14 protein-coding genes are annotated in these 18802 nt (G+C 61.0%); 7 read left to right on the forward strand and 7 right to left on the reverse strand.

All coding sequences use genetic code 11. The annotated features are described in order from the left end of the window. The first annotated feature begins 21 nt into the window (after positions 1-21). Positions 22-597 carry a PilZ domain-containing protein gene (locus CAK78_RS10765; RefSeq protein WP_094697254.1) on the forward strand — a complete coding sequence of 192 codons (576 nt, stop codon included), beginning with the start codon at positions 22-24 and terminating at the stop codon, positions 595-597. A gap of 9 nt (positions 598-606) precedes the next feature. Further along, a complete protein-coding gene (mfd, locus tag CAK78_RS10770) occupies positions 607-4071 on the forward strand; it encodes a transcription-repair coupling factor (protein ID WP_094697255.1) in 3465 nt (1154 codons plus the stop codon). A gap of 86 nt (positions 4072-4157) precedes the next feature. Here mfd and fbp read toward each other — a convergent pair whose 3' ends face one another. Further along, positions 4158-5192, reverse strand: a complete 1035-nt coding sequence (gene fbp, locus CAK78_RS10775; protein ID WP_094697256.1) for a class 1 fructose-bisphosphatase — start codon at positions 5190-5192, stop codon at positions 4158-4160. Between the two features lie 384 nt (positions 5193-5576). On the opposite strand from fbp, the gene CAK78_RS10780 reads away from it, so the two are divergent. Then, complete coding sequence (locus CAK78_RS10780) at positions 5577-7193, forward strand: peptide ABC transporter substrate-binding protein (protein WP_094697257.1); 1617 nt, start codon at positions 5577-5579, stop codon at positions 7191-7193. 48 nt (positions 7194-7241) lie between these two features. Here the strand turns inward: CAK78_RS10780 and CAK78_RS10785 are convergent, their stop codons facing one another. From CAK78_RS10785 to sixA, 3 genes are all read right to left on the reverse strand, one after another. Beyond that, a complete protein-coding gene (locus CAK78_RS10785) occupies positions 7242-8159 on the reverse strand; it encodes a DMT family transporter (protein ID WP_017781390.1) in 918 nt (305 codons plus the stop codon). 201 nt (positions 8160-8360) lie between these two features. Next, positions 8361-8567 carry a DUF1107 domain-containing protein gene (locus CAK78_RS10790; RefSeq protein ID WP_141214176.1) on the reverse strand — a complete coding sequence of 69 codons (207 nt, stop codon included), beginning with the start codon at positions 8565-8567 and terminating at the stop codon, positions 8361-8363. Between the two features lie 133 nt (positions 8568-8700). Next, positions 8701-9168 carry a phosphohistidine phosphatase SixA gene (gene sixA / locus CAK78_RS10795; RefSeq protein WP_094697259.1) on the reverse strand — a complete coding sequence of 156 codons (468 nt, stop codon included), beginning with the start codon at positions 9166-9168 and terminating at the stop codon, positions 8701-8703. A gap of 162 nt (positions 9169-9330) precedes the next feature. On the opposite strand from sixA, the gene CAK78_RS10800 reads away from it, so the two are divergent. Continuing rightward, positions 9331-12105 (forward strand): insulinase family protein, encoded by a 2775-nt coding sequence (locus tag CAK78_RS10800; protein ID WP_094697260.1) that lies wholly within the window; start codon positions 9331-9333, stop codon positions 12103-12105. A gap of 306 nt (positions 12106-12411) precedes the next feature. On the opposite strand, the gene CAK78_RS10805 is transcribed toward CAK78_RS10800, so the two are convergent. Further along, positions 12412-13065, reverse strand: a complete 654-nt coding sequence (locus CAK78_RS10805; protein ID WP_094697261.1) for a thiopurine S-methyltransferase — start codon at positions 13063-13065, stop codon at positions 12412-12414. Between the two features lie 205 nt (positions 13066-13270). Next, positions 13271-14620: a leucine-rich repeat-containing protein kinase family protein gene (locus CAK78_RS10810; RefSeq protein WP_094697262.1), complete on the reverse strand. Its 1350-nt coding sequence runs from the start codon at positions 14618-14620 to the stop codon at positions 13271-13273. Between the two features lie 299 nt (positions 14621-14919). On the opposite strand from CAK78_RS10810, the gene CAK78_RS10815 reads away from it, so the two are divergent. Both CAK78_RS10815 and CAK78_RS10820 read left to right on the forward strand, forming a co-directional pair. Continuing rightward, positions 14920-15684 (forward strand): SDR family oxidoreductase, encoded by a 765-nt coding sequence (locus tag CAK78_RS10815; protein ID WP_094697263.1) that lies wholly within the window; start codon positions 14920-14922, stop codon positions 15682-15684. 51 nt (positions 15685-15735) lie between these two features. Continuing rightward, the gene (locus tag CAK78_RS10820) at positions 15736-16563 is read left to right on the forward strand and encodes a bifunctional transcriptional activator/DNA repair enzyme AdaA (RefSeq protein WP_094697264.1); all 828 of its coding nucleotides are present in this window, start codon (positions 15736-15738) and stop codon (positions 16561-16563) included. 350 nt (positions 16564-16913) lie between these two features. Here CAK78_RS10820 and CAK78_RS10825 read toward each other — a convergent pair whose 3' ends face one another. After that, the gene (locus CAK78_RS10825; protein WP_094697265.1) at positions 16914-17531 is read right to left on the reverse strand and encodes a hypothetical protein; all 618 of its coding nucleotides are present in this window, start codon (positions 17529-17531) and stop codon (positions 16914-16916) included. A gap of 315 nt (positions 17532-17846) precedes the next feature. Here CAK78_RS10825 and CAK78_RS10830 point away from each other — a divergent pair, with 315 nt between their 5' ends. After that, positions 17847-18797: an IS1595 family transposase gene (locus CAK78_RS10830; RefSeq protein WP_094697266.1), complete on the forward strand. Its 951-nt coding sequence runs from the start codon at positions 17847-17849 to the stop codon at positions 18795-18797. The last annotated feature ends 5 nt before the right edge of the window (positions 18798-18802 follow it).

An 18802-nucleotide genomic window follows, 5' to 3' on the forward strand; every position in this document is an offset into this window, starting at 1 on the left:
TGACAACAAGGGATAGCCTCCATGCAGGAACAGTTCTTCAGCGTCACCCATGCCACGCCGGTCAATGTGATCCCCATGCCCGGCGATTTTCACCTGCCCTCGCTGGAGGCACTGGAAGCCGAGCTGCCCGAACCCTTTCGCATCGCCTCCTCCATCACCTCCATCGACATGGTGACCAGCCGCCTGCTCCGCAACCAGAGTGAGTCGATGCACGATCTGGTGGAGATCATCAACCAGCAGTCGCGCAAGATCGACATGATCATGGGCTATGTGCTGTCAGTGCAGGATCACCCGGAGCACCGCTTCCACACCCTGCGCTTTGGCGCCGGCCAGCTCACCTATCTGCACCCGCGCCAGGGCCACGGCGAGGCACCGCACCAGCACCAGATAGTGCGGCTAAAGATCTTTCTGCGCGAAGAGGCCTCCGCCATCTACTGCTACGGCCAGGTCAAGCAGCTGGAACCGAGCGAGCACGGCACTCATGTAGTGCTCGACTATGTGCGGATCCGCGAGGATGACCGCGAACTGCTGGTGCGTGCCAGCCTGCATATCCAGTCCAAACAACTCAAACTTCGTGCGCAAGACCGTCAACGTTAAAAGAATCGAATGATGCCAATGAAGCTTCCCGCCTTGCCCGCCAAGGCGGGCCAAAAGTCAACGCTCGGCCAGCTGACAGGCAGCAGCCTCTCGCTGATGGCCGCCCGCCTCACCCAGGAGGCAGCTCGCCCCGTCCTGCTGGTGACCGCCGATACCCCGAGCGCCCTGCGTCTCGAACAGGAACTGCAGTACCTCTTGGCCGACACGGGCTGTCCGGTGCTGCTGTTCCCGGATTGGGAAACCCTGCCCTACGACACCTTCTCCCCTCATCAGGACATCATCTCCCAGCGGCTCGAGACCCTCTACAAGCTGCCGCAGATGAGCAGCGGCGTGCTGATCGTGCCCATCTCCACCCTGATGTTGCGCACGGCGCCCCGGGTCTATCTCGACAAATACAGCCTGATGGTGAAAAGCGGCCAGCGCCTCAACCTGCAGCAGCTGCGCGCACGCCTGGCCGAGGCGGGTTACGTGGCGGTAGAGCAGGTGCTGGAGCACGGCGAATTTGCCGCCCGCGGCTCCCTGCTCGATCTCTTCCCCATGGGCAGCAGCAGCCCCTATCGCATCGATTTTTTCGACGACGAGGTGGACTCCATCCGCCCGTTCGACCCCGAGACACAACGCTCCAGCGAGCCGGTCAAGAGCGTCAGCCTGTTGCCGGCCCGGGAGTTTCCCACCGATGAAGCCGCCATTGAGCTGTTTCGCGGCCAGTATCGCGAACAGTTCGAGATCTCCCGTGCCGAGGGCTCCATCTATCAGGAGGTGAGCAAGGGACGCTGGCCGGCCGGCATCGAATACTATCTGCCGCTCTTCTTCCAGCAGACCGCCAGCCTGTTTGATCACCTGCCGGACAACACCCTGCTGCTGACCGTGGGGGAGATCTACCCCGCCGCCCAGCGCTTCTGGAACGACATCGGCCAGCGCTACGAAGACAGGCGCTGGGACAATACCCGGCCCCTGCTGCCACCCCAGCAGATCTACCTGCCGGTGGAGCAGCTGTTTGCCGCCCTGGGTCAGTACGCGGCCGTGCGGCTGCAGGAGGCCCCCACCGCCGGCGATGCCGGCCAGCACGACCTGCCGATCTCGGCGCTGCCGGACCTTCAGCTCGATCACAGCAAGGAGCAACCTCTGCTGGCCCTCAGCCAGTTCCTGCAAGGGTTTACCGGCCGCACCCTGTTTGCGGTGGAGTCCGAGGGGCGACGCGAGGTGCTGGGGGACCTGCTGACGCGCATCGCACTGCAGCCCAAGGAGTTCGCCTCGCTGGATGCCTTCATCACCAGCAAGGCCCGCCACGGCCTGCTGGTGGCACCGCTCGAACGCGGTTTCTTGCTGAGAGAGCCGGGGCAAGAGGAGCTGGCGCTCATCACCGAGACCGAACTGCTGGGCGGCAAGATCCGCAGCAAACGGCAACGGGAGAAGAGCAAGAACTTAAGCTCCGATGCGGTGATCCGAAACCTGGGCGAGCTGACCCAGGGTCAGCCGGTGGTGCATCTCGATCACGGGGTCGGCCGCTATCTGGGGCTGGAGACCATCGATGCCGGCGGCCTGCCCACCGAGTTTCTGACCCTCGAATACGCCGGTGGCGACAAGCTGTTCGTGCCGGTCACCAGCCTGCACCTCATCAGCCGCTACACAGGATCCGACAATCCGCCCAGCCACAAGCTCGGCGGCGAGGCCTGGGTCAAGGCTCGGCGCAAGGCGGCCGAGAAGGTGCGCGACGTGGCGGCCGAGCTGCTCGATGTCTACGCCCACCGCGCGGCCCGCGCCGGGTTTGCCTTCAAGCACGATCGCGAGGCCTATCGCCAGTTTGCCGCCGGCTTCCCGTTCGAGGAGACCGACGATCAGCTCAACGCCATCAACGCCGTGCTCGGCGACATGTGCCAGGCCAAGAGCATGGACCGGCTGGTATGCGGCGACGTGGGCTTTGGCAAGACCGAGGTGGCGATGCGGGCGGCGTTTGTGGCCGTTCACGGCGGCAAGCAGGTGGCCGTGCTGGTGCCCACCACTCTCTTGGCCCAGCAACACTACGACAACTTCCGCGACCGCTTCGCCAACTGGCCGGTGCGGGTGGAGGTGCTGAGCCGTTTCCGCTCCGCCAAGGAGCAGAGCGCGGTGATGAAGGAGATGGCCGAGGGCAAGGTGGACATCATCATCGGCACCCACAAGCTGCTCGGCGCCGAGCTCACCTTCAAGGATCTCGGTCTGCTCATCGTCGACGAGGAGCACCGCTTCGGGGTGCGCCAGAAGGAGAAGATCAAGGCGCTGCGCGCCGACGTGGATATCCTCACCCTCACCGCGACCCCCATTCCGCGTACCCTCAACATGGCGATGTCCGGCATGCGGGATCTCTCCATCATCGCCACCCCGCCCGCCAAGCGCCTGGCCATCAAGACCTTCGTGCGCCAGCACGAACCGGCGGTGGTGCGCGAGGCGGTGCTGCGGGAGCTGAAGCGTGGTGGCCAGGTCTACTACCTGCACAACGACGTGGAGAGCATCGAGAAATGCGCGGCGGATCTTGCCGAGCTGGTGCCGGAGGAGCGCATCGGCATCGCCCACGGCCAGATGCGCGAGCGCGAGCTCGAGCGGGTGATGTCGGACTTCTACCACCAGCGTTTCAACCTGCTGGTCTGTACCACCATCATCGAGACCGGCATCGACGTGCCAAGCGCCAACACCATCATCATGGACCGGGCGGATCATCTGGGTCTGGCCCAGTTGCACCAGCTGCGGGGCCGGGTCGGCCGCTCCCACCACCAGGCCTATGCCTATCTGCTCACCCCCCATCCCAAGCTGATGACCAAGGATGCGGCCAAGCGGCTGGAGGCCATTGCGTCGCTCGAAGATCTCGGCGCCGGCTTTGCGCTGGCCACGCATGATCTGGAGATCCGCGGCGCAGGCGAGCTGCTGGGCGACGATCAGAGCGGCCAGATCGAATCGGTCGGCTTCACCCTCTACATGGAGATGCTGGAACAGGCGGTGGAGGCGCTCAAACATGGCAAGGAGCCGTCGCTCGAGCAGCTGATGAGTCAGCACACCGAGGTGGAGCTGCGCCTGCCGGCCTTGCTGCCGGACGACTACATCCCGGACGTCAACATGCGGCTTTCCATGTACAAGCGGATCGCCAGCGCGGCGGACGAGCAGGAGCTGCGGGAACTCAAGGTGGAGCTCATCGACCGCTTCGGCCTGCTGCCGGAACCAACCAAGACCTTGATGGAGCTGGCCGCCTTCCGCCAGCGCGCCACCGCCCTTGGCATTCGCCGAGTGGAGATGAGCGAGCGCGGTGGCTATCTGGACTTCACCCAGGACACCAAGGTCAACCCGGCCTATCTGGTCAAGCTGCTCTCCGAGCAGCCGCGCATCTACAAGATGGACGGGCCGACCCGGCTGCGCTTCCAGGTGCCAACCCAGGAGCGGACCATGCGCCTCAAGCTGGTGGACGGTCTGCTGGCGGATCTCGCCAGCCACGCCAGCCCCTGAGGGGGCATTCCTTGAGCGGCTAGCCACTCACCCAAATAAAACGGGAGCCAATATGGCTCCCGTTTTTTATCCCGTGATGCTGACCGTCAAGACTGCTCGGCCGGGTTTTCATGGGAGGAAAACTCGCGCATGAAGGCCTCGGCCCGCTCCACCATCTTGGTAGATCCGACGAAGTAAGGGGTGCGCTGGTGCAGCGCGGTGGGCTGGATATCCATGATGCGGTTGAAGCCGTCGGAGGCTCTGCCACCCGCCTGCTCCACCAGAAACGCCATGGGGTTGCACTCATAGAGCAGGCGCAGCTTGCCGTTCGGCGAGTTGGTGCCGGACGGATAGATGTAGATGCCGCCCTTGAGCAGGTTGCGGTGAAAATCGGAGACCAGGGAGCCAATATAGCGGGAGGTGTAAGGGCGGTGGGTCGCCTCGTCCCGCTCCTGGCAGTATTTGAGGTACTTCTTCACCCCGTCCGGGAACTTGATGTAGTTGCCCTCGTTGATGGAGTAGATCTTGCCCTCTTCCGGAATGCGGATGTTCTCGTGGGAGAGGCAGAAGCAGCCGATGGAGGGGTCGTAGGTAAAACCGTTGACGCCAAAGCCGGTGGTGTAGACCAGCATGGTGGAGGAGCCATAGACCACGTAACCGGCGGCAACCTGGCGGTTGCCCGGCTGCAGGAAGTCTTCCAGGGTGACGCCGGCACCCGGCTTGCTGACCCGGCGATAGATGGAGAAGATGGTCCCGACGGAGACGTTGACGTCGATGTTGGAGGAGCCGTCGAGGGGATCTATCAGCACCACGTACTTGGAGTGACGGGAGAGCTCGGAATCGAAGGAGACGAAATCCTCCTCCTCTTCGGAGGCCATGCCACACACCTCGCCACGGGCTTCGAGCGCCGCCTTGAAGCGCTCGTTGGCGTAGACGTCCAGCTTCTGCTGTACCTCGCCCTGCACGTTTTCAGCCCCCATGGAGCCGATGATGTCCGCCAGCCCCGCCTTGTTGATCTCCCGGTTCACCACCTTGGCAGCCAGGCGAATGGAGCTGAGCAGAGAGGTCAGCTCGCCGGTCGCAGTGGGATAATCCGCCTGCTTTTTGACGATGAACTCGCCCATGGTGATCATGTTTCGCATTATGGTTCCTTTAAGATCGTTTCCGTTGGCATTGAAAACGTTTGCAAGCATCAGCAAAAAAAGTGCCGATCCTCGGCAGCGTTGTTTTGTAACCTAATGTAACGTCTGTTTTTTGTTTTTGCAGCGAATTAAGCCGCTTGATAAATGCGCATTTCCGCCATTTTTTCTGCCAGATGCTCGCCATAAACTGGTTTCAATCGGTGACTTTTTGAATGTTAATTCGTGGCAAAAAATCACGAAGATGTTGTCATGAGGGCGCCAAGATCCCCGCTCTGCCCCCTATCTGGGGCGCATGCCAAAGGAGACCGGTCTGCCTCTTGAGATCTCGCCATCAATCCCGCACACTGGCCAGGCTTTGGAAGCAAAAAAACATAAGGATATTCAATGAAAAGGACTCTCATTGCCGGCACGGTGGCCGCACTGTTCGCACTCCCCGTCCTGGCGGCCCAGGTACCGGCCGGTACCAGGCTGTTACCCGCAGAACAGCAAACCTTCATCCGCAACATAGGTACCGAACCCGCCTCCATCGATCCCCAGATGGTGGAAGAGAGCGCGGGCAGCGAAATCGTCAACGATCTGTTCGAGGGGCTCTACACCCTGGATGGGGACGGCAAGCTGCAGCCTGCCGGCGCCCTTGGCTACGAGCTCGATCCCACCGGCACCGTCTACACCTTCAAACTCAGACCCGATGCCAAGTGGTCCAACGGCGAGCCGGTGACGGCGGCCGATTACGTCTATGGCTGGCAGCGGGCGGCGGATCCCAAGAACGCCTCCAACTACGCCTGGTTCATCGAGCTGACCGGCGTCACCAATGCCGCCGAGGTCATCCAGGGCAAGCAGAGCCCGGATACGCTGGGCATCAAGGCGCTCAATGAGCATACCCTGCAGATCACCTTGAAAAACCCGGTCCCCTTCTTCCTGAAGACCCTCTCCCACTACACCACCTTCCCGGCGCCGAAGGCGACCATAGAGAAGTTCGGTCATGAGTGGGTCAAGCCGGGCAACATCGTCTCCAACGGCGCCTTCGTGCTCAAGAAGTGGACCCCCAACGAACGCCTCATCGCCGAGCGCAACCCCCATTACTGGGACAACAAGAATACGGTGCTGAACAAGGTGCTCTATCTGGAGATCGTCTCCGATACCGCCGCCTACAACCGCTACCGCGCCGGCGAGCTGCACTACACCAGCTACCCGCTCGAGCAGTACAAGCAGCTCAAGCAGCAGAGCCCGCAGGAGCTGGTGAGCGTGCCGACCCTGGCCACCTACTACTACGTGTTCAACACCCAGCGCAAACCGTTCGATGACCCCAAGGTGCGCAAGGCGCTGTCGCTTGCCATCGACAGGGATACCATCACCGAGAAGATCCTGGGACAGGGTCAGATCTCCGCCTTCAGCCTGACTCCGCCTATCGTCGACGGCTTCGAGCTCAAGCGACCGGCCAGCGAGCTGATGAGCAAGGAGGAGCGGATCAAGCAGGCCAAGGCGCTGCTCGGCGAGGCGGGTTACGGCCCGGACAAGCCGCTGACGGTAGACATCCTCTACAACACCAACGAGGGGCACAAGAAGATAGCGCTGGCCATCTCCTCCATGTGGAAGCACAACCTGGGTGTCCAGGCCAAGCTCAACAACATGGAGTGGAAAACCATGGTCTCGGCCCTCAACGAAGGGGATTTCGGGGTCAGTCGCTACTCCTGGAACGGAGACTACAACGACGCCTCCACCTTCCTCGATATCCTGACCTCCAGCAGCAGCGCCAACAGCGGCAAGTGGTTCAACAAGGAGTACGACACCCTGCTGAGCAAGGCCCACGACTCGCAGGATGGCGCCGAGCGCAACCGCCTCTATCAACAGGCGGAAGCGGTGATCGAGGCCGACGCCCCCATCGCCCCGGTCTACTTCTACGTCAAGTCCCGCCTGCTCAAGCCCAACATCAAGGGCTACCCCTACCAGAATCCGCAGGATCTGGTCTACTCGAAGGACCTCTACCTCACCGCGCAGTGAGGCTAGCTATCCCGCATAAAAAAAGACCGCCATTCGGCGGTCTTTTTTTCAATCCTCCTGGCAGGCGGCCAGTGCCACCCTGCGCCGGCGCAGCACCACGGGTTGTACCAGCAGCTGGGCCAGCAAGACCCCAAACAGGGTCATGCCACCGCCGATCAGGTGGTAGCTGGTGAGCCGCTCGCCGAGCCAGCTGATGGCCAGGCCCGCTGTCATCACCGGCAGCAGGTTCATGAAGATGGCAGTGCGGCTCGCCCCGAGCAGAGCAATGCCCTGCATCCAGAGCCAGGGGGACAGGGCCGAAGTCGGGATCCCCGCATAGAGGATCAGCCAGAGCGCCCGACCGTCCGGCCAGTGTCCGTCCACCAGCAGATAAAACGGGGTGAGAAACAGCAGGCTGCAGAGCACCTGGCCGTAGAGCATGGACCAGTTGTCGAGTCCCAGATCCCACTTCTTGAGCAGCACGCTGTAGAGCGCATAGGTGCCCGCAGAGAGCAGCATGTAAACGGAGCCGATGTGGATGCCCTGAGTAAAGAGGCGGGCGGGATCCCCCTGCCCCAGCAAAATGGCCAGCCCCAGAATGGAGATGACGCCGCCTAGCAGCGCCCCCCAGGTGGGACGCTCACGCAGCAGCCAGATGCTGAGCAGCACAGTCATCAAGGGGGTGAGCCCCATCATCAGGCCAATTTCGGTCGCCCCCAGGGTCTGCGCCGCGTAGTAGCCGAAGGTCTGGTTGAGCACCATGCCGAGCAGAGCTAACGCCGCCAGCTGATAAAAGCCGGCCCGCAGTTTCGCTCGCTCGCGCCAGGCCCGATGGGCCAGAAACGGGGTCAGCACGATGGCGGCCACCATCCAGCGCGACCAGGCCAGCGCCGCCGGCGAGAGCACCCCCACCGCCAATTTGCTGACGATGGCGTTGCCGGCCCAGATGGCCATGCAGGAGAAGGGAAACAAGAAGGCAAGGGGCATCGCTATATCCAGAAAAAGCCAGCGGGTATTTCAGGCGGGAGTATAGGGAGGCCTGCAGGATTAGCAAGCATCAGGCCGTCCGGGGTGGATTGCCTGACAAAAAGGGGAACCGAACAGCGCCAAAGAGGCCGGAATGGCCCCAAAAACAGTCATGCCCGCACGGTGGCGGGCATGACGCGGATCAGCGAGGTGACGAAGCTATCACGCCGCATCCATGTGCAGTCTCGAGATCAACGCGTTGACTTCGACCACGGTCTGGCGGTGGGGAATGTCCGCCGACGTGGGCATCATCAGCAAGCCGGACTGGAAGTCGAAGCGTCCTCTGCCGTGGATGTAAATCCGCCCCTTGAAGAAGGTTTTGACATGTTTTGCCACTATCAGTGGCAGGTACTTCTTGAATACTCTCATCGTTTGCAACCTCTTGCAGTTGTATCCGTATGACAGCAGCTTCTGCGAAATAATTCCGTCAAATCTGTATAAAAATCCGGAAAAATCGCAACTCTCTTCCCCAAAAAACCAATCTATAACTTTTTATTAACTTTTAGCGTATTGTATGTGGTCCTTCCAACCAGAGCAAGGCCCCCTTGCCATCCTGCCACTCGATACAGGCCAGGCCCGAGGTGGCAAACATGGGGGCACCGGCTGCCGGACAGAGGCTCTGCACCAGGTATCCCACCAGCGGCAGGTGGCTCACCATCAGGATGCTGTCATGTTTGGCCGCCAGCGTGGTGAGGTAGCTCGCCACGAAGGCCGGATCGCCGTAAGGGGTGATGTCACCGCTCTCTTCGACGGCCCCTGCCTTGGGTAATTCACTGCATATGCTCTGCCAGGTTTGTCTGGCGCGCAGGTAGTTGCTGTGGATCACCCGATCCAGCTTGTCGCCAAGCTGGGGGGCCAGCCAGCGGGCCATGTGGATGGACTCTTCGATTCCCTGCTCGGTCAGTGGACGCTGTTCATCTGTTTTCGCGTTCATGCCAGCCTGGCCATGACGCATGATGTAGATTTTCATTACAACCTCGCCCAACGGGCCTGTTTTGATAGCGGGGGGATCTTACCCCGCCATGCCGGGGGAAACAATTGCGCTACCTCTTAGAAAAGGGTTTGCCTCACTGGGTAGCGGGGTCGATAATCATGTTTAAATTCAAATAAATCCAACAAGAGTCACGCGCCAATGAGCCCATATGCCAGTCCCAACGACCATCGGCAATACCACTATCTGGAGCTGGCGAACCGGCTCAGGGTCTTGTTGATCTGCGATCCCGACACCGACAAGTCCGCCGCCTCCCTAGCCGTCAACACCGGCCACTTCGACGATCCGGCGGACCGGCAGGGGATGGCTCATTTCCTTGAGCATATGCTGTTCCTTGGCACCTGCACCTATCCCAAACCTGGTGAATACCAGCAATTTATGAGCCGTCATGGCGGCAGCAACAACGCCTGGACCGGCACCGAGTTCACCAACTTCTTCTTCGAAATTGACAACGGCTTCTTCGAGGCTGGGCTGGATCGCTTCTCCCAGTTTTTCATCTGCCCCACCTTCGATCCCGAGTGGGTGGACAAGGAGCGCAACGCGGTCGACTCCGAATACCGCCTCAAGCTGCAGGACGACGTGCGCCGCAGCTACCAGGTGCACAAGGAGACGGTCAATCCCGCCCACCCCTTCGCCAAGTTCTCTGTGGGCAACCTGGATACCCTGGCCGATCTGCCCGGCCGGGATCTGCGCTCCGACCTTATCCGGTTTTACGAAACCCACTACAGCGCGGATCGCATGGCGCTGGTGATGATCTCGCCTGCCGCCATCGAGACCCAGCTGGGTTGGTGCGATCGCTTTTTCGCTCCCATTTTGAATCGCAATTTGGGAACGCCGACCCTCGACATGCCCCTCTACCGGCTCGATGACCTGGGCATTCGCATCCAGCTCAACCCGGTCAAGGAGACCCGCAAACTCGCGCTCACCTTCCCGTTGCCCAACGTGGATGAGTATTACGACAAGAAGCCCCTCACCTTCCTGAGCCACCTCATCGGCTACGAAGGGGACGGCAGCCTGCTCTCTCTGCTGAAAGCGAAGGGTTGGGTCAACCAGCTCTCCGCCGGCGGTGGCATCAGCGGCGCCAACTTCAAGGATTTTGGCGTCAACTTCGGCCTGACCCCGCTCGGGCTCGAACACGTCAACGAGATAGTGGCTGCCCTGTTCGGTTACTTGAAGCTCATCGAGCGCGGCGGAGTGGAAGCCTGGCGCTATGACGAAAAGCGCACCGTGCTTGAGTCCGCCTTCCGCTTTCAGGAGCGGGGCCGGGCACTCGACACCGTCTCCGGGCTGGTGTTGAACCTGTTCAGCTACGCCCCCGATGACCTGCTCTACGGCGACTACATGATGCGCGCATACGACGAGCCCCTCATTCGCCGCCTGCTCGCCAAGCTCACCCCGCACAACCTGCGCATGACCGTCACGGCGCCGGAGCTCGCCACGGATCGGCTGGCCCGCTGGTATCAGACCCCTTACAGCGTCTCCATTATCACGGAGGCGGAGAAGATCCGCTGGCAACAGAGCGAGCCGGATCCGGCGCTGGCCCTGCCGCTGCCCAACCCCTTCATCAGCAACCGGCTCGACGTGCGCACGCCCGAGCTTGCCGCCGACATGCCCGCCTGCCTCATCGATCGGCCCGGCTTTCGACTCTGGCACCTGCACGAACATCAGTTCAGCGTGCCCAAGGGCAACCTCTACATCTCCATCGACAGCGAGCACGCGGTCAAGAGCCCGCGCCACATCGCCATGGCACGCCTCGCGGTGGAGCTGCTCACCGACCACCTCAACGCCCTCACCTACCCGGCGGAGCTGGCGGGGCTCGGTTACCAGATCTATGCCCACCAGGGCGGCTTTACCATCAACCTGAGCGGCTTTGCCGACAAGCAGCCGCTGCTGCTCGACATGATCCTCGGCAACCGCACCCTGGGTTATCCGGATCCGGCCCGCTTTGCCGAAATCAAGGAGCAGCTCATCCGCAACTGGGACAACCAGTCCAAGGCGCGCCCCATCTCCCAGCTGTTCAACCAGCTCACCAGCCTGCTGCAGCCCAACAACCCGCCGTTCGAGCAGTTGCTGCGCCACCTGCGCAGCGTCGAGCTGGGCGAGATGCCCGCCTTCGTGGCGAGCCTCTTTGCCGAGGTGCACGTGGAGACCCTGGTACACGGCGACTGGACCGCCGCCGAGGCCCTCGAGCTCGCCGCTCTGCTGGAGCGCCACCTCGGCGTCAACAGCCAGCCCAGTGCCGAGACCCGTCGCCCGCTCATCTCCATCCAGGACAGGGGCACCCTCATTCGTGAACAGGGCTGCGAGCATGAAGACTCGGCCCTGCTGGTCTACTACCAGTCGCGCACCACCCGGGCGCGGGATCTGGCCTGCTTCACCCTGGCCAACCACATCATGTCCTCCACCTTCTTTCACGAGCTGCGCACCCGCCAGCAGCTCGGCTATGTGGTGGGGGCCGGCAACCTGCCCCTCAACCGCCATCCCGGCCTCATCTTCTATATCCAGTCGCCGGTGGCCGGGCCACAGATACTGCTGGATGCGGTGGAGGAGTTCATCGATCTGTTTCCGCTGGCCATGCTCGAGCTCACCGCCCGCCAGTGGCAGGACAGCAAGGCGGGCCTGCAGGCCCAGCTGAGCGAGCGGGATGCCAACCTGCGCAGCCGCGGCCAGCGGCTGTGGGTCAGCATCGGCAACAAGGATCTCGGCTTTGATCAGCGCGAAAGGGTGTGCGAGGAGGTGGGCAACCTGAGCCGCGCCGACCTGGTGCGCTTTATCACCCAGCTGAGATCGAGAACGTCGGATCGGCTGATCCTCTGCAGCTATGGTCAGGGCCACGAGCACGACGAGCGCATCACCGGCCAGTTCATCGACGACCCGCGTGCATTCCGGCTCAACGCCGCTACCTTCGAGGCCTGATCAGGCCTCCTTTTCCTCTGTTGCAGCCAATAAAAAGCCGACCCCGTGGGGTCGGCTGGAAAAACCATAATCAATTGCGACCAGAGCCGCCAAAAGTGAACATGAGCGTGAAAATCAGACACTGAGTTGATGGTCGGCGGGCAGTCCAAACCAGAGCGCGCCTGCCGATGACAACAGTGATTGAGAAACAGGCTCATCTTAGGCACTCCCCTCCCTTGTCACGTTGATCTATGTCAAAGGAGGTAATAAAGAGTCAACCAGCTGCAGCTTTATGGCGAGTTTTATCGCCTCGGGTCACGCTTTTGGTCAAGCCTCTGGACGGCGCACCAGCCGGTAGGCCACCTCGTCGAAGTAGGAGAGCTGGCCCGACAACACCCTGGGGTGATCGAGCTCCGCCGCTCGCCCCAATACCTCCACCTGGAAGTGGCGCTCGAACAGGGTGCGCACCTCCATCTCCCCCACCGAGAAGGGCGGCTGCTGTTGTTGCTCCGGCTGATATTCCAGAGTCACCAGCAGGATCTGACCGCCCGCCTCGATAAGCCGGCTCATCAGCTCGGCATATTGACGGCGCATGGCGGTCGGCAGGGCGATGAGAGCGGCCCTGTCGTAGGCCAGTCGATAGCGGCGGCCAAGTTCGGGGGCGGCGAAAAAATCCCCCTCATAGATGCGCAGGCTGTCGTGCTGATGGCACTGATAGGGCCCCTCGGCACTCACCGTTTCACTCAGCTTGTTTTCGCTGAAAAAGCTGTTGATGGCGACGGACGAGAGCTCGAATCCGTCGACCGGATGGCCCTGCCCGCTCAGCCAGAGCATGTCGCGGGACTTGCCGCACAGGGGTACCAGCACGGGCTCACCCTGCTGCTGGGCCGACCACCAGGATTGCAGCCAGCGATTGAAATCCGCCTGATGAAAGCCGATCCGGTTCTCTTCCCAACGCTGATGCCAAAAAGCCGCTTCCATCCTGTCACCCCTGTCATGTAAAGATGCCTCAATATCACAACTTAGTTCGCTGCGCGCAAGCACCAACAGGGCCGCAGCCGCAACTTTTGCCCCAAAAAGCACAGCAAAACAAAAAAGGGCCAGAAAGCCCCCTTTTGACATCTTTTTGTCATCCACTCCTGCTCTTGCTCGCCTGCTTGCTGCCGCGACGGCAGGGCGAGCCGGATCAGAGCAAAACTGGCTCGGCGCACATTACCGGCGCTACCGCAGCAAGCCTTGCCACAATCTCGGTAAAGTCGGGGCGCGCCGCCACCACCTCGGCGAGACAGTCATCCACCAGCGCATGCAGGGCGTCCAGCCTGTCATCACGGGGGACGCAGCGGGCCAGCAGCTCTTCCAGCAGACAGCCGAAGGCTCTCACTTCCAGTCGCTCCAGCAAGCCGGCCAGCTCACCGTCGGTTCGCTCATAACAGGAGGCGGCGCCGAAATCCCCGAGCAGCAGCCGGCCCTCCCCTTGCGAGGCGTACAGCATGTTGTGGGCGTAGAGATCGCCGTGCAGGATGCCGCGCCCGTGCAGATGCAGCGCCGCGCTCGCCACCCCCTGCGCCATGGTAAGCAGCGCAGCCGGAGTAAAGCGGGCATCGGCCGGGTAGATGTCGCGAGTACAGGAGTCCAGACTCGGCGGCCCCGCCAGGTTGATAAAATCAGGGTCTATCAGCGCCATCACCAGCGCCGGGATGCCGGAGGGGTGATCGCCCACCCGCCCCTCGATCCCGACCAGATGGGGATGACGACCAGCCGCCAGCGACACCGCCAGCTCGCAGCGGGGCAGCCCATCGCTGGTCACCGCCCCCTTGAAGCACTTGACCGCCACCGCCCGCGGCCCCGCTGGCGTTGCCAGTTCGGCGCGATGGATGACACCGGATGCCCCCTGCCCCAGCAGCTCGCCCACCGTCAGTGCAGCCCACGGGATGTCGGCCACCGAGGCGCACTGGCCCAGTCGCTGCTCCTGCTTGTCGCTGAAGGGGTTGCCTGCATACGCCAGCCAGGCGAGGCGCGGCAGCCTCACCAGCCAATGCGGGAGCGCCTCGAGCCGGTTGGCGGCGATACGCACCAGCTCCAGACGCTGGCAGTTGGCAAGGGTCACCGGCAGCTCGCGCAGGCGATTGCCCGAGAGCATCAGCTTTTGCAGGGCGCCGCACTGACCCAGCTCATCGGGCAGCCGCTCGATGGCGTTGTCGGTCAGGATCAACCAGCGCAGCCCCGCCGGCAGCGACTTGGCGGGAACCGTGGCGATCCGGTTGGCCTTGAAGCCCACCATGGTGAGCGCCGGGCAGCGCCCCAGTACCTCGGGCAGCTCGATAAAGCGGTTCTCGGAGCAGAAAATGATGCGCAGCTTGCTGAACCCGGCCAGCTCGTCAGGCAGCCGGTTCAACTGGTTGCCGGTGAGATCCAGCACCTCCAGCGTCTCTTTGAGACTAAAGATTTCGGGCGGGAACTCCGTCAGGCTTTCGGCGAGTTTGAGGTGGCGGGCGCCGCAGAGTTCACCTGCGCGCAGCTGTTCCAGGGTATGCATGACATCGTCTCTATCGGGGTGGCCGGCTCGCGGCCAACGGCGCTGCCGGTGGTTGGCCCAGCAGTAAAAAAAGAGGGGGCATTATAGAGAATGACGGCAGAAGATCCCCTGTTTTGTTGCCGCAAGGGGCGGCACCGGCGCACGGTGCCGTGATAGGGGGCAAAGAGAGCAAGATCCGGGTCGTGTCAGCGAGGGCCGATTGCCATAGTGGAGCCGAACCAGAGTGGGTCAAACCCGTTGAAGGTCCAACCCATTGCCAACCCTGTGCGCCCGCACAACACACCAGCGAGGGAACTGCCATGTCATTACTGTCCAACAAGGTCGCCATCATCACCGGCGCCAGCTCCGGCATCGGCCGCGCCAGCGCCATCCTGTTTGCCCGGGAAGGGGCCAGCGTCGTCGTCGGCGCACGCCGCCAGCCCGAACTGGATCTGCTGGTGGAGGAGATCCGCCATGAGGGGGGCCAGGCGGTGAGCCTGGCGGGGGATGTGAAAAGCGAATCTTACGCCCGCGCCCTGGTGGATCTCGCGCTGACCCGTTTCAGCGGGCTCGATATCGCCTTCAACAACGCAGGCACCACGGGGACACCGGGCAGCGTGCCGGCGCTTGAACTGGCACAGTGGCAGGAGACCCTGGATACCAACCTCACCAGCGCCTTTATGGGGGCCAAGTACCAGATCCCCGCCATGCAGGCACGCGGGGGCGGCTCGCTTATCTTTACCTCTACCTTCGTCGGCCATACCCTGGGGCTGCCCGGCATGGCGGCCTATGCCGCAAGCAAGGCGGGCCTGATTGGCCTGACCCAGGTGCTCGCCGCCGAATATGGGGCACAAGGGGTGCGGGTCAACGCCCTGCTGCCGGGAGGCACCGACACCCCCATGGGACGGGCCTTTACCGATACGCCGGAGAGCCTCGCCTTTGTGCAGAATATGCATGCCCTCAAACGACTGGCCCAACCGGAGGAGATCGCCCGCTCGGCACTTTATCTCGCGTCCGATGTATCCAGCTTTACCACCGGCATTGCCCTGCTGGCCGATGGTGGGGTATCTATTTGTCGCACATGACCCTGTCGCACCCAAGATCCTGCGGCTGCAAACCTATCGTGAGAGCGCCTAATGTCTGATTACGCCCGCATCGCCGATGCCATCCGTTTTATCGCAAGCCAGGTGGCGCGCCAGCCCACCCTGGACGAGATAGCGGCGCACGTTCACTTAAGCCCCTTTCACTTCCAGCGGCTGTTCAGCCGCTGGGCCGGGGTGACGCCCAAACGCTATCTGCAGGTGCTGACTCTGGAGCGGGCCAAGGCACTGCTGCAGGAGTCGCGCCCGCTGCTGGAAGTGGCCGATACCCTGGGCCTGAGCAGCGGCTCGCGGCTCTACGATCACTTCGTGCAGCTCGAAGCGGTGACGCCGGGCGAGTACAAACAGCGCGGGGCCGGGCTGATCATCGATCACGGGGTGCATGACACCCCCTTCGGCCAGGCGTTCGTCGCCCTGACCCCGCGGGGGGTGTGCAACTTCTCGTTTCTCGATGACCAGGATCCACAGGCACCGCTGGCCGCCCTCGCCCAGAGCTGGCCAGAGGCAGAACTGAGAGAGGCGCCATCACGTACCCAGAACGTTATCAACACTATGTTCGATACCAGCAAGGCACAGGATCGCCCTATCTCATTGCACGTGAGCGGCACCAACTTTCAGATCAGCGTCTGGCGGGCGCTATTGCAGATCCCGCCCGCCAAGGTGGTGAGCTACGCCCAGGTGGCGAGCGCCGTCGGCAACCCCAAGGCAGCTCGCGCCGTGGGGCTGGCGGTGGGCGCCAATCCCGTCGCCTTGATGATCCCCTGCCACCGGGTCATCCAGCAAAACGGCAAACTCGGCGGCTATCACTGGGGCGAGACCCGCAAACAGGCGATACACGCCTGGGAAGCGGCGAGGTATGAGTGAGCTTGGCCTTTTTCTGTTCGCCCTGATGGGGGAGAAACAGGAGAGTTGGTTGTGAGTCAGCAGATTATCAGGTCACGCCGAACGAGCAGGCAGTGATATAGAGCGGGGGCATTAGCAGAATCGAGGCGCAGATCGCCCCTTTTGTTGCTTTGGCGAGGCTCAGCGCTCAGCCGCCCCACTCCAGCGAATTGGCGAAACAAGTAGGGTGCAATAAGCGCAGCGCATTGCACCGTTTGCTGAGTAGCTGTTGTGCAAGGTATGAAACACCAAATTAGAGGTGCAATTCACGCTGTTCATTGCACCCTACAAAACGCAGTTTTTTATGGCCCTCTGGAATGTCAAGTTGAGCGTCATTTAGCACTTTTGATGTATGTGTTTAACTGTGTAACAGCCTCTCTTGCATTTTCAATGAGCAACTTGTACTTCGCACTCGCCTGCCGGAGGAGGGCTAACTCTTCCTTAGAACTCGGAGCTGGAATTGTGGCAAGTTGTGTCAACAGAGATACCCGTGACGACAAGGTCTGGTTAAGGGTTAGAAAGGCAGCTTCCAATACAAAAGAACCGTCTTCAGACTGTACATCTGTCAACAATTCCTGAACAGAGCCAAGCGTAGCCTCGATGTTCCAAATCACTCTTGCCCAAGAGTCTTGAGTCGGATTACGTTCAGCAAGATATTGGTCGAGGCTTTCCACAACTCGGATGTTCTGAGAGACGATCAGGTTGGTGGTTCTGCGGCTTAGGCTTATCAAGCGATCACGTTCTCTTGCGGCGGCTACATATTTGTAGGAGTCTTTTCCTGCGACAACCAAATCCTTGAAGCCTGCAGTCAGTTTTGATACGGCCTCTCCTGCGGCTCCAATCGCATTCACGAGGTCAGTAAGGAGTGTAATTCTTGCAGCCGGGCTTGCCTGTACGCGGGCAATGAGAAGCGACAGCAATAGTGCAAACATGAACAAACGTCGATGCATAAAATACCCCCTTGGATAACGCCCGGCACACCGGCCGAGCGTAGCGCAGTGCGGGGCTGAAGCTGTTAGTTCATCAACTCTAAAAGTTCAGTGAGTGTTGCTTGTCTCTTAAGCTTATCCGTACTGAGGTCATCGAGTGAAAGAATCACACCGACACATTCTGATAGCACATCATTTATTTTTTGTGACTGTGTTTTGAAGACCGTCGTGATCTTATTTGCGTAAACTTCAGCCTTTTTACTATCCTGATTACCCATGATTAGCAGTCACCCCGAACTATACTGATCTTATGCACAGTTATCGAGGAGCGAGATCATGGCCAAAAGCAAAGTCCAATTCCAGAAAGGCTACAGCCTGTTTGAGCTTCTCAAGGACTATGGCACTGAAGCTCAGTGCGAAAACGCGTTGTTCACTTGGCGTTTTCCTCACGGCTTTGTCTGCCCTGAATGTGCCAACAAGACCTGTTGTCACCTGAAAAGTCGGCCACGCGTGCTGCAATGCAATCACTGCCATCACCAGATGTCATTGACTGGGAACACTATTTTCGCAAACACCAAGCTCCCGCTGACCAAGTGGTTTCTGGCGATGCACCTGTTGTCACAAACCAAAACAGGTTTGTCAGCGATGGAGCTAAAGCGCCAGTTGGGCGTCAAATATGACACCGCCTGGATGCTCAAGCACAAGCTGCTGCAAGCCATGAAAGAGTCCGATGACAAGCAGCCCATCAGCGGCATCATTCAGCTCGATGATGTCTACTGGGGTGGCGAGCACCGTGGTGGCAAACGGGGTCGGGGCGCGGCAGGCAAGACGCCATTTGTGGCAGCAGTGGCCCTGAACAAGGAAGGGCATCCAATCAAGATGCGGATGACGGTGGTCGATGGTTTCAAAACCAAGTCCATTGCTGATTGGGCAAAACGGCATGTTGCCAGTGGTAGCGCGGTGATATCCGATGGATTGGCCTGTTTCAGGGCGGTGAAGGAGGCCAATTGTGAGCACCTGGGTGTTGTCACCGGGGGCAACCTTGACTTGCTGGATCATCCGGCATTCAACTGGGTAAACACGATGATAGGGAATGTGAAGAACTCGCTGCGGGGCAGTTGCCATACGCTCGGAGCGAAGCATTTACCGAGACATCTTGCTGAATACTGCTTCCGGTTTAATCATCGTTTTGACCTCAAAAGCATGTTGGTTGAATTGGGGCATGCAGTCGTGGCAAGCCCTCCGATGCCATATCGGCTCTTGAAGCTGGCTGAGGGTCATGGGTAATCAGG

Origin of the sequence: Aeromonas sp. A35_P, assembly GCF_002259925.1 — a bacterium.
In the GTDB taxonomy this organism is placed as follows: Bacteria; Pseudomonadota; Gammaproteobacteria; order Enterobacterales; family Aeromonadaceae; genus Aeromonas; species Aeromonas dhakensis.

Coding starts and splice junctions, on each gene's coding strand:
- CAK78_RS10765 (WP_094697254.1), top strand. CDS start 22: ATGCAGGAACAGTTCTTCAGCGTCACCCATGCCACGCCGGTCAATGTG.
- mfd (WP_094697255.1), top strand. CDS start 607: ATGATGCCAATGAAGCTTCCCGCCTTGCCCGCCAAGGCGGGCCAAAAG.
- fbp (WP_094697256.1), bottom strand. CDS start 5,192: ATGCGAAACATGATCACCATGGGCGAGTTCATCGTCAAAAAGCAGGCG.
- CAK78_RS10780 (WP_094697257.1), top strand. CDS start 5,577: ATGAAAAGGACTCTCATTGCCGGCACGGTGGCCGCACTGTTCGCACTC.
- CAK78_RS10785 (WP_017781390.1), bottom strand. CDS start 8,159: ATGCCCCTTGCCTTCTTGTTTCCCTTCTCCTGCATGGCCATCTGGGCC.
- CAK78_RS10790 (WP_141214176.1), bottom strand. CDS start 8,567: ATGAGAGTATTCAAGAAGTACCTGCCACTGATAGTGGCAAAACATGTC.
- sixA (WP_094697259.1), bottom strand. CDS start 9,168: ATGAAAATCTACATCATGCGTCATGGCCAGGCTGGCATGAACGCGAAA.
- CAK78_RS10800 (WP_094697260.1), top strand. CDS start 9,331: ATGAGCCCATATGCCAGTCCCAACGACCATCGGCAATACCACTATCTG.
- CAK78_RS10805 (WP_094697261.1), bottom strand. CDS start 13,065: ATGGAAGCGGCTTTTTGGCATCAGCGTTGGGAAGAGAACCGGATCGGC.
- CAK78_RS10810 (WP_094697262.1), bottom strand. CDS start 14,620: ATGCATACCCTGGAACAGCTGCGCGCAGGTGAACTCTGCGGCGCCCGC.
- CAK78_RS10815 (WP_094697263.1), top strand. CDS start 14,920: ATGTCATTACTGTCCAACAAGGTCGCCATCATCACCGGCGCCAGCTCC.
- CAK78_RS10820 (WP_094697264.1), top strand. CDS start 15,736: ATGTCTGATTACGCCCGCATCGCCGATGCCATCCGTTTTATCGCAAGC.
- CAK78_RS10825 (WP_094697265.1), bottom strand. CDS start 17,531: ATGCATCGACGTTTGTTCATGTTTGCACTATTGCTGTCGCTTCTCATT.
- CAK78_RS10830 (WP_094697266.1), top strand. CDS start 17,847: ATGGCCAAAAGCAAAGTCCAATTCCAGAAAGGCTACAGCCTGTTTGAG.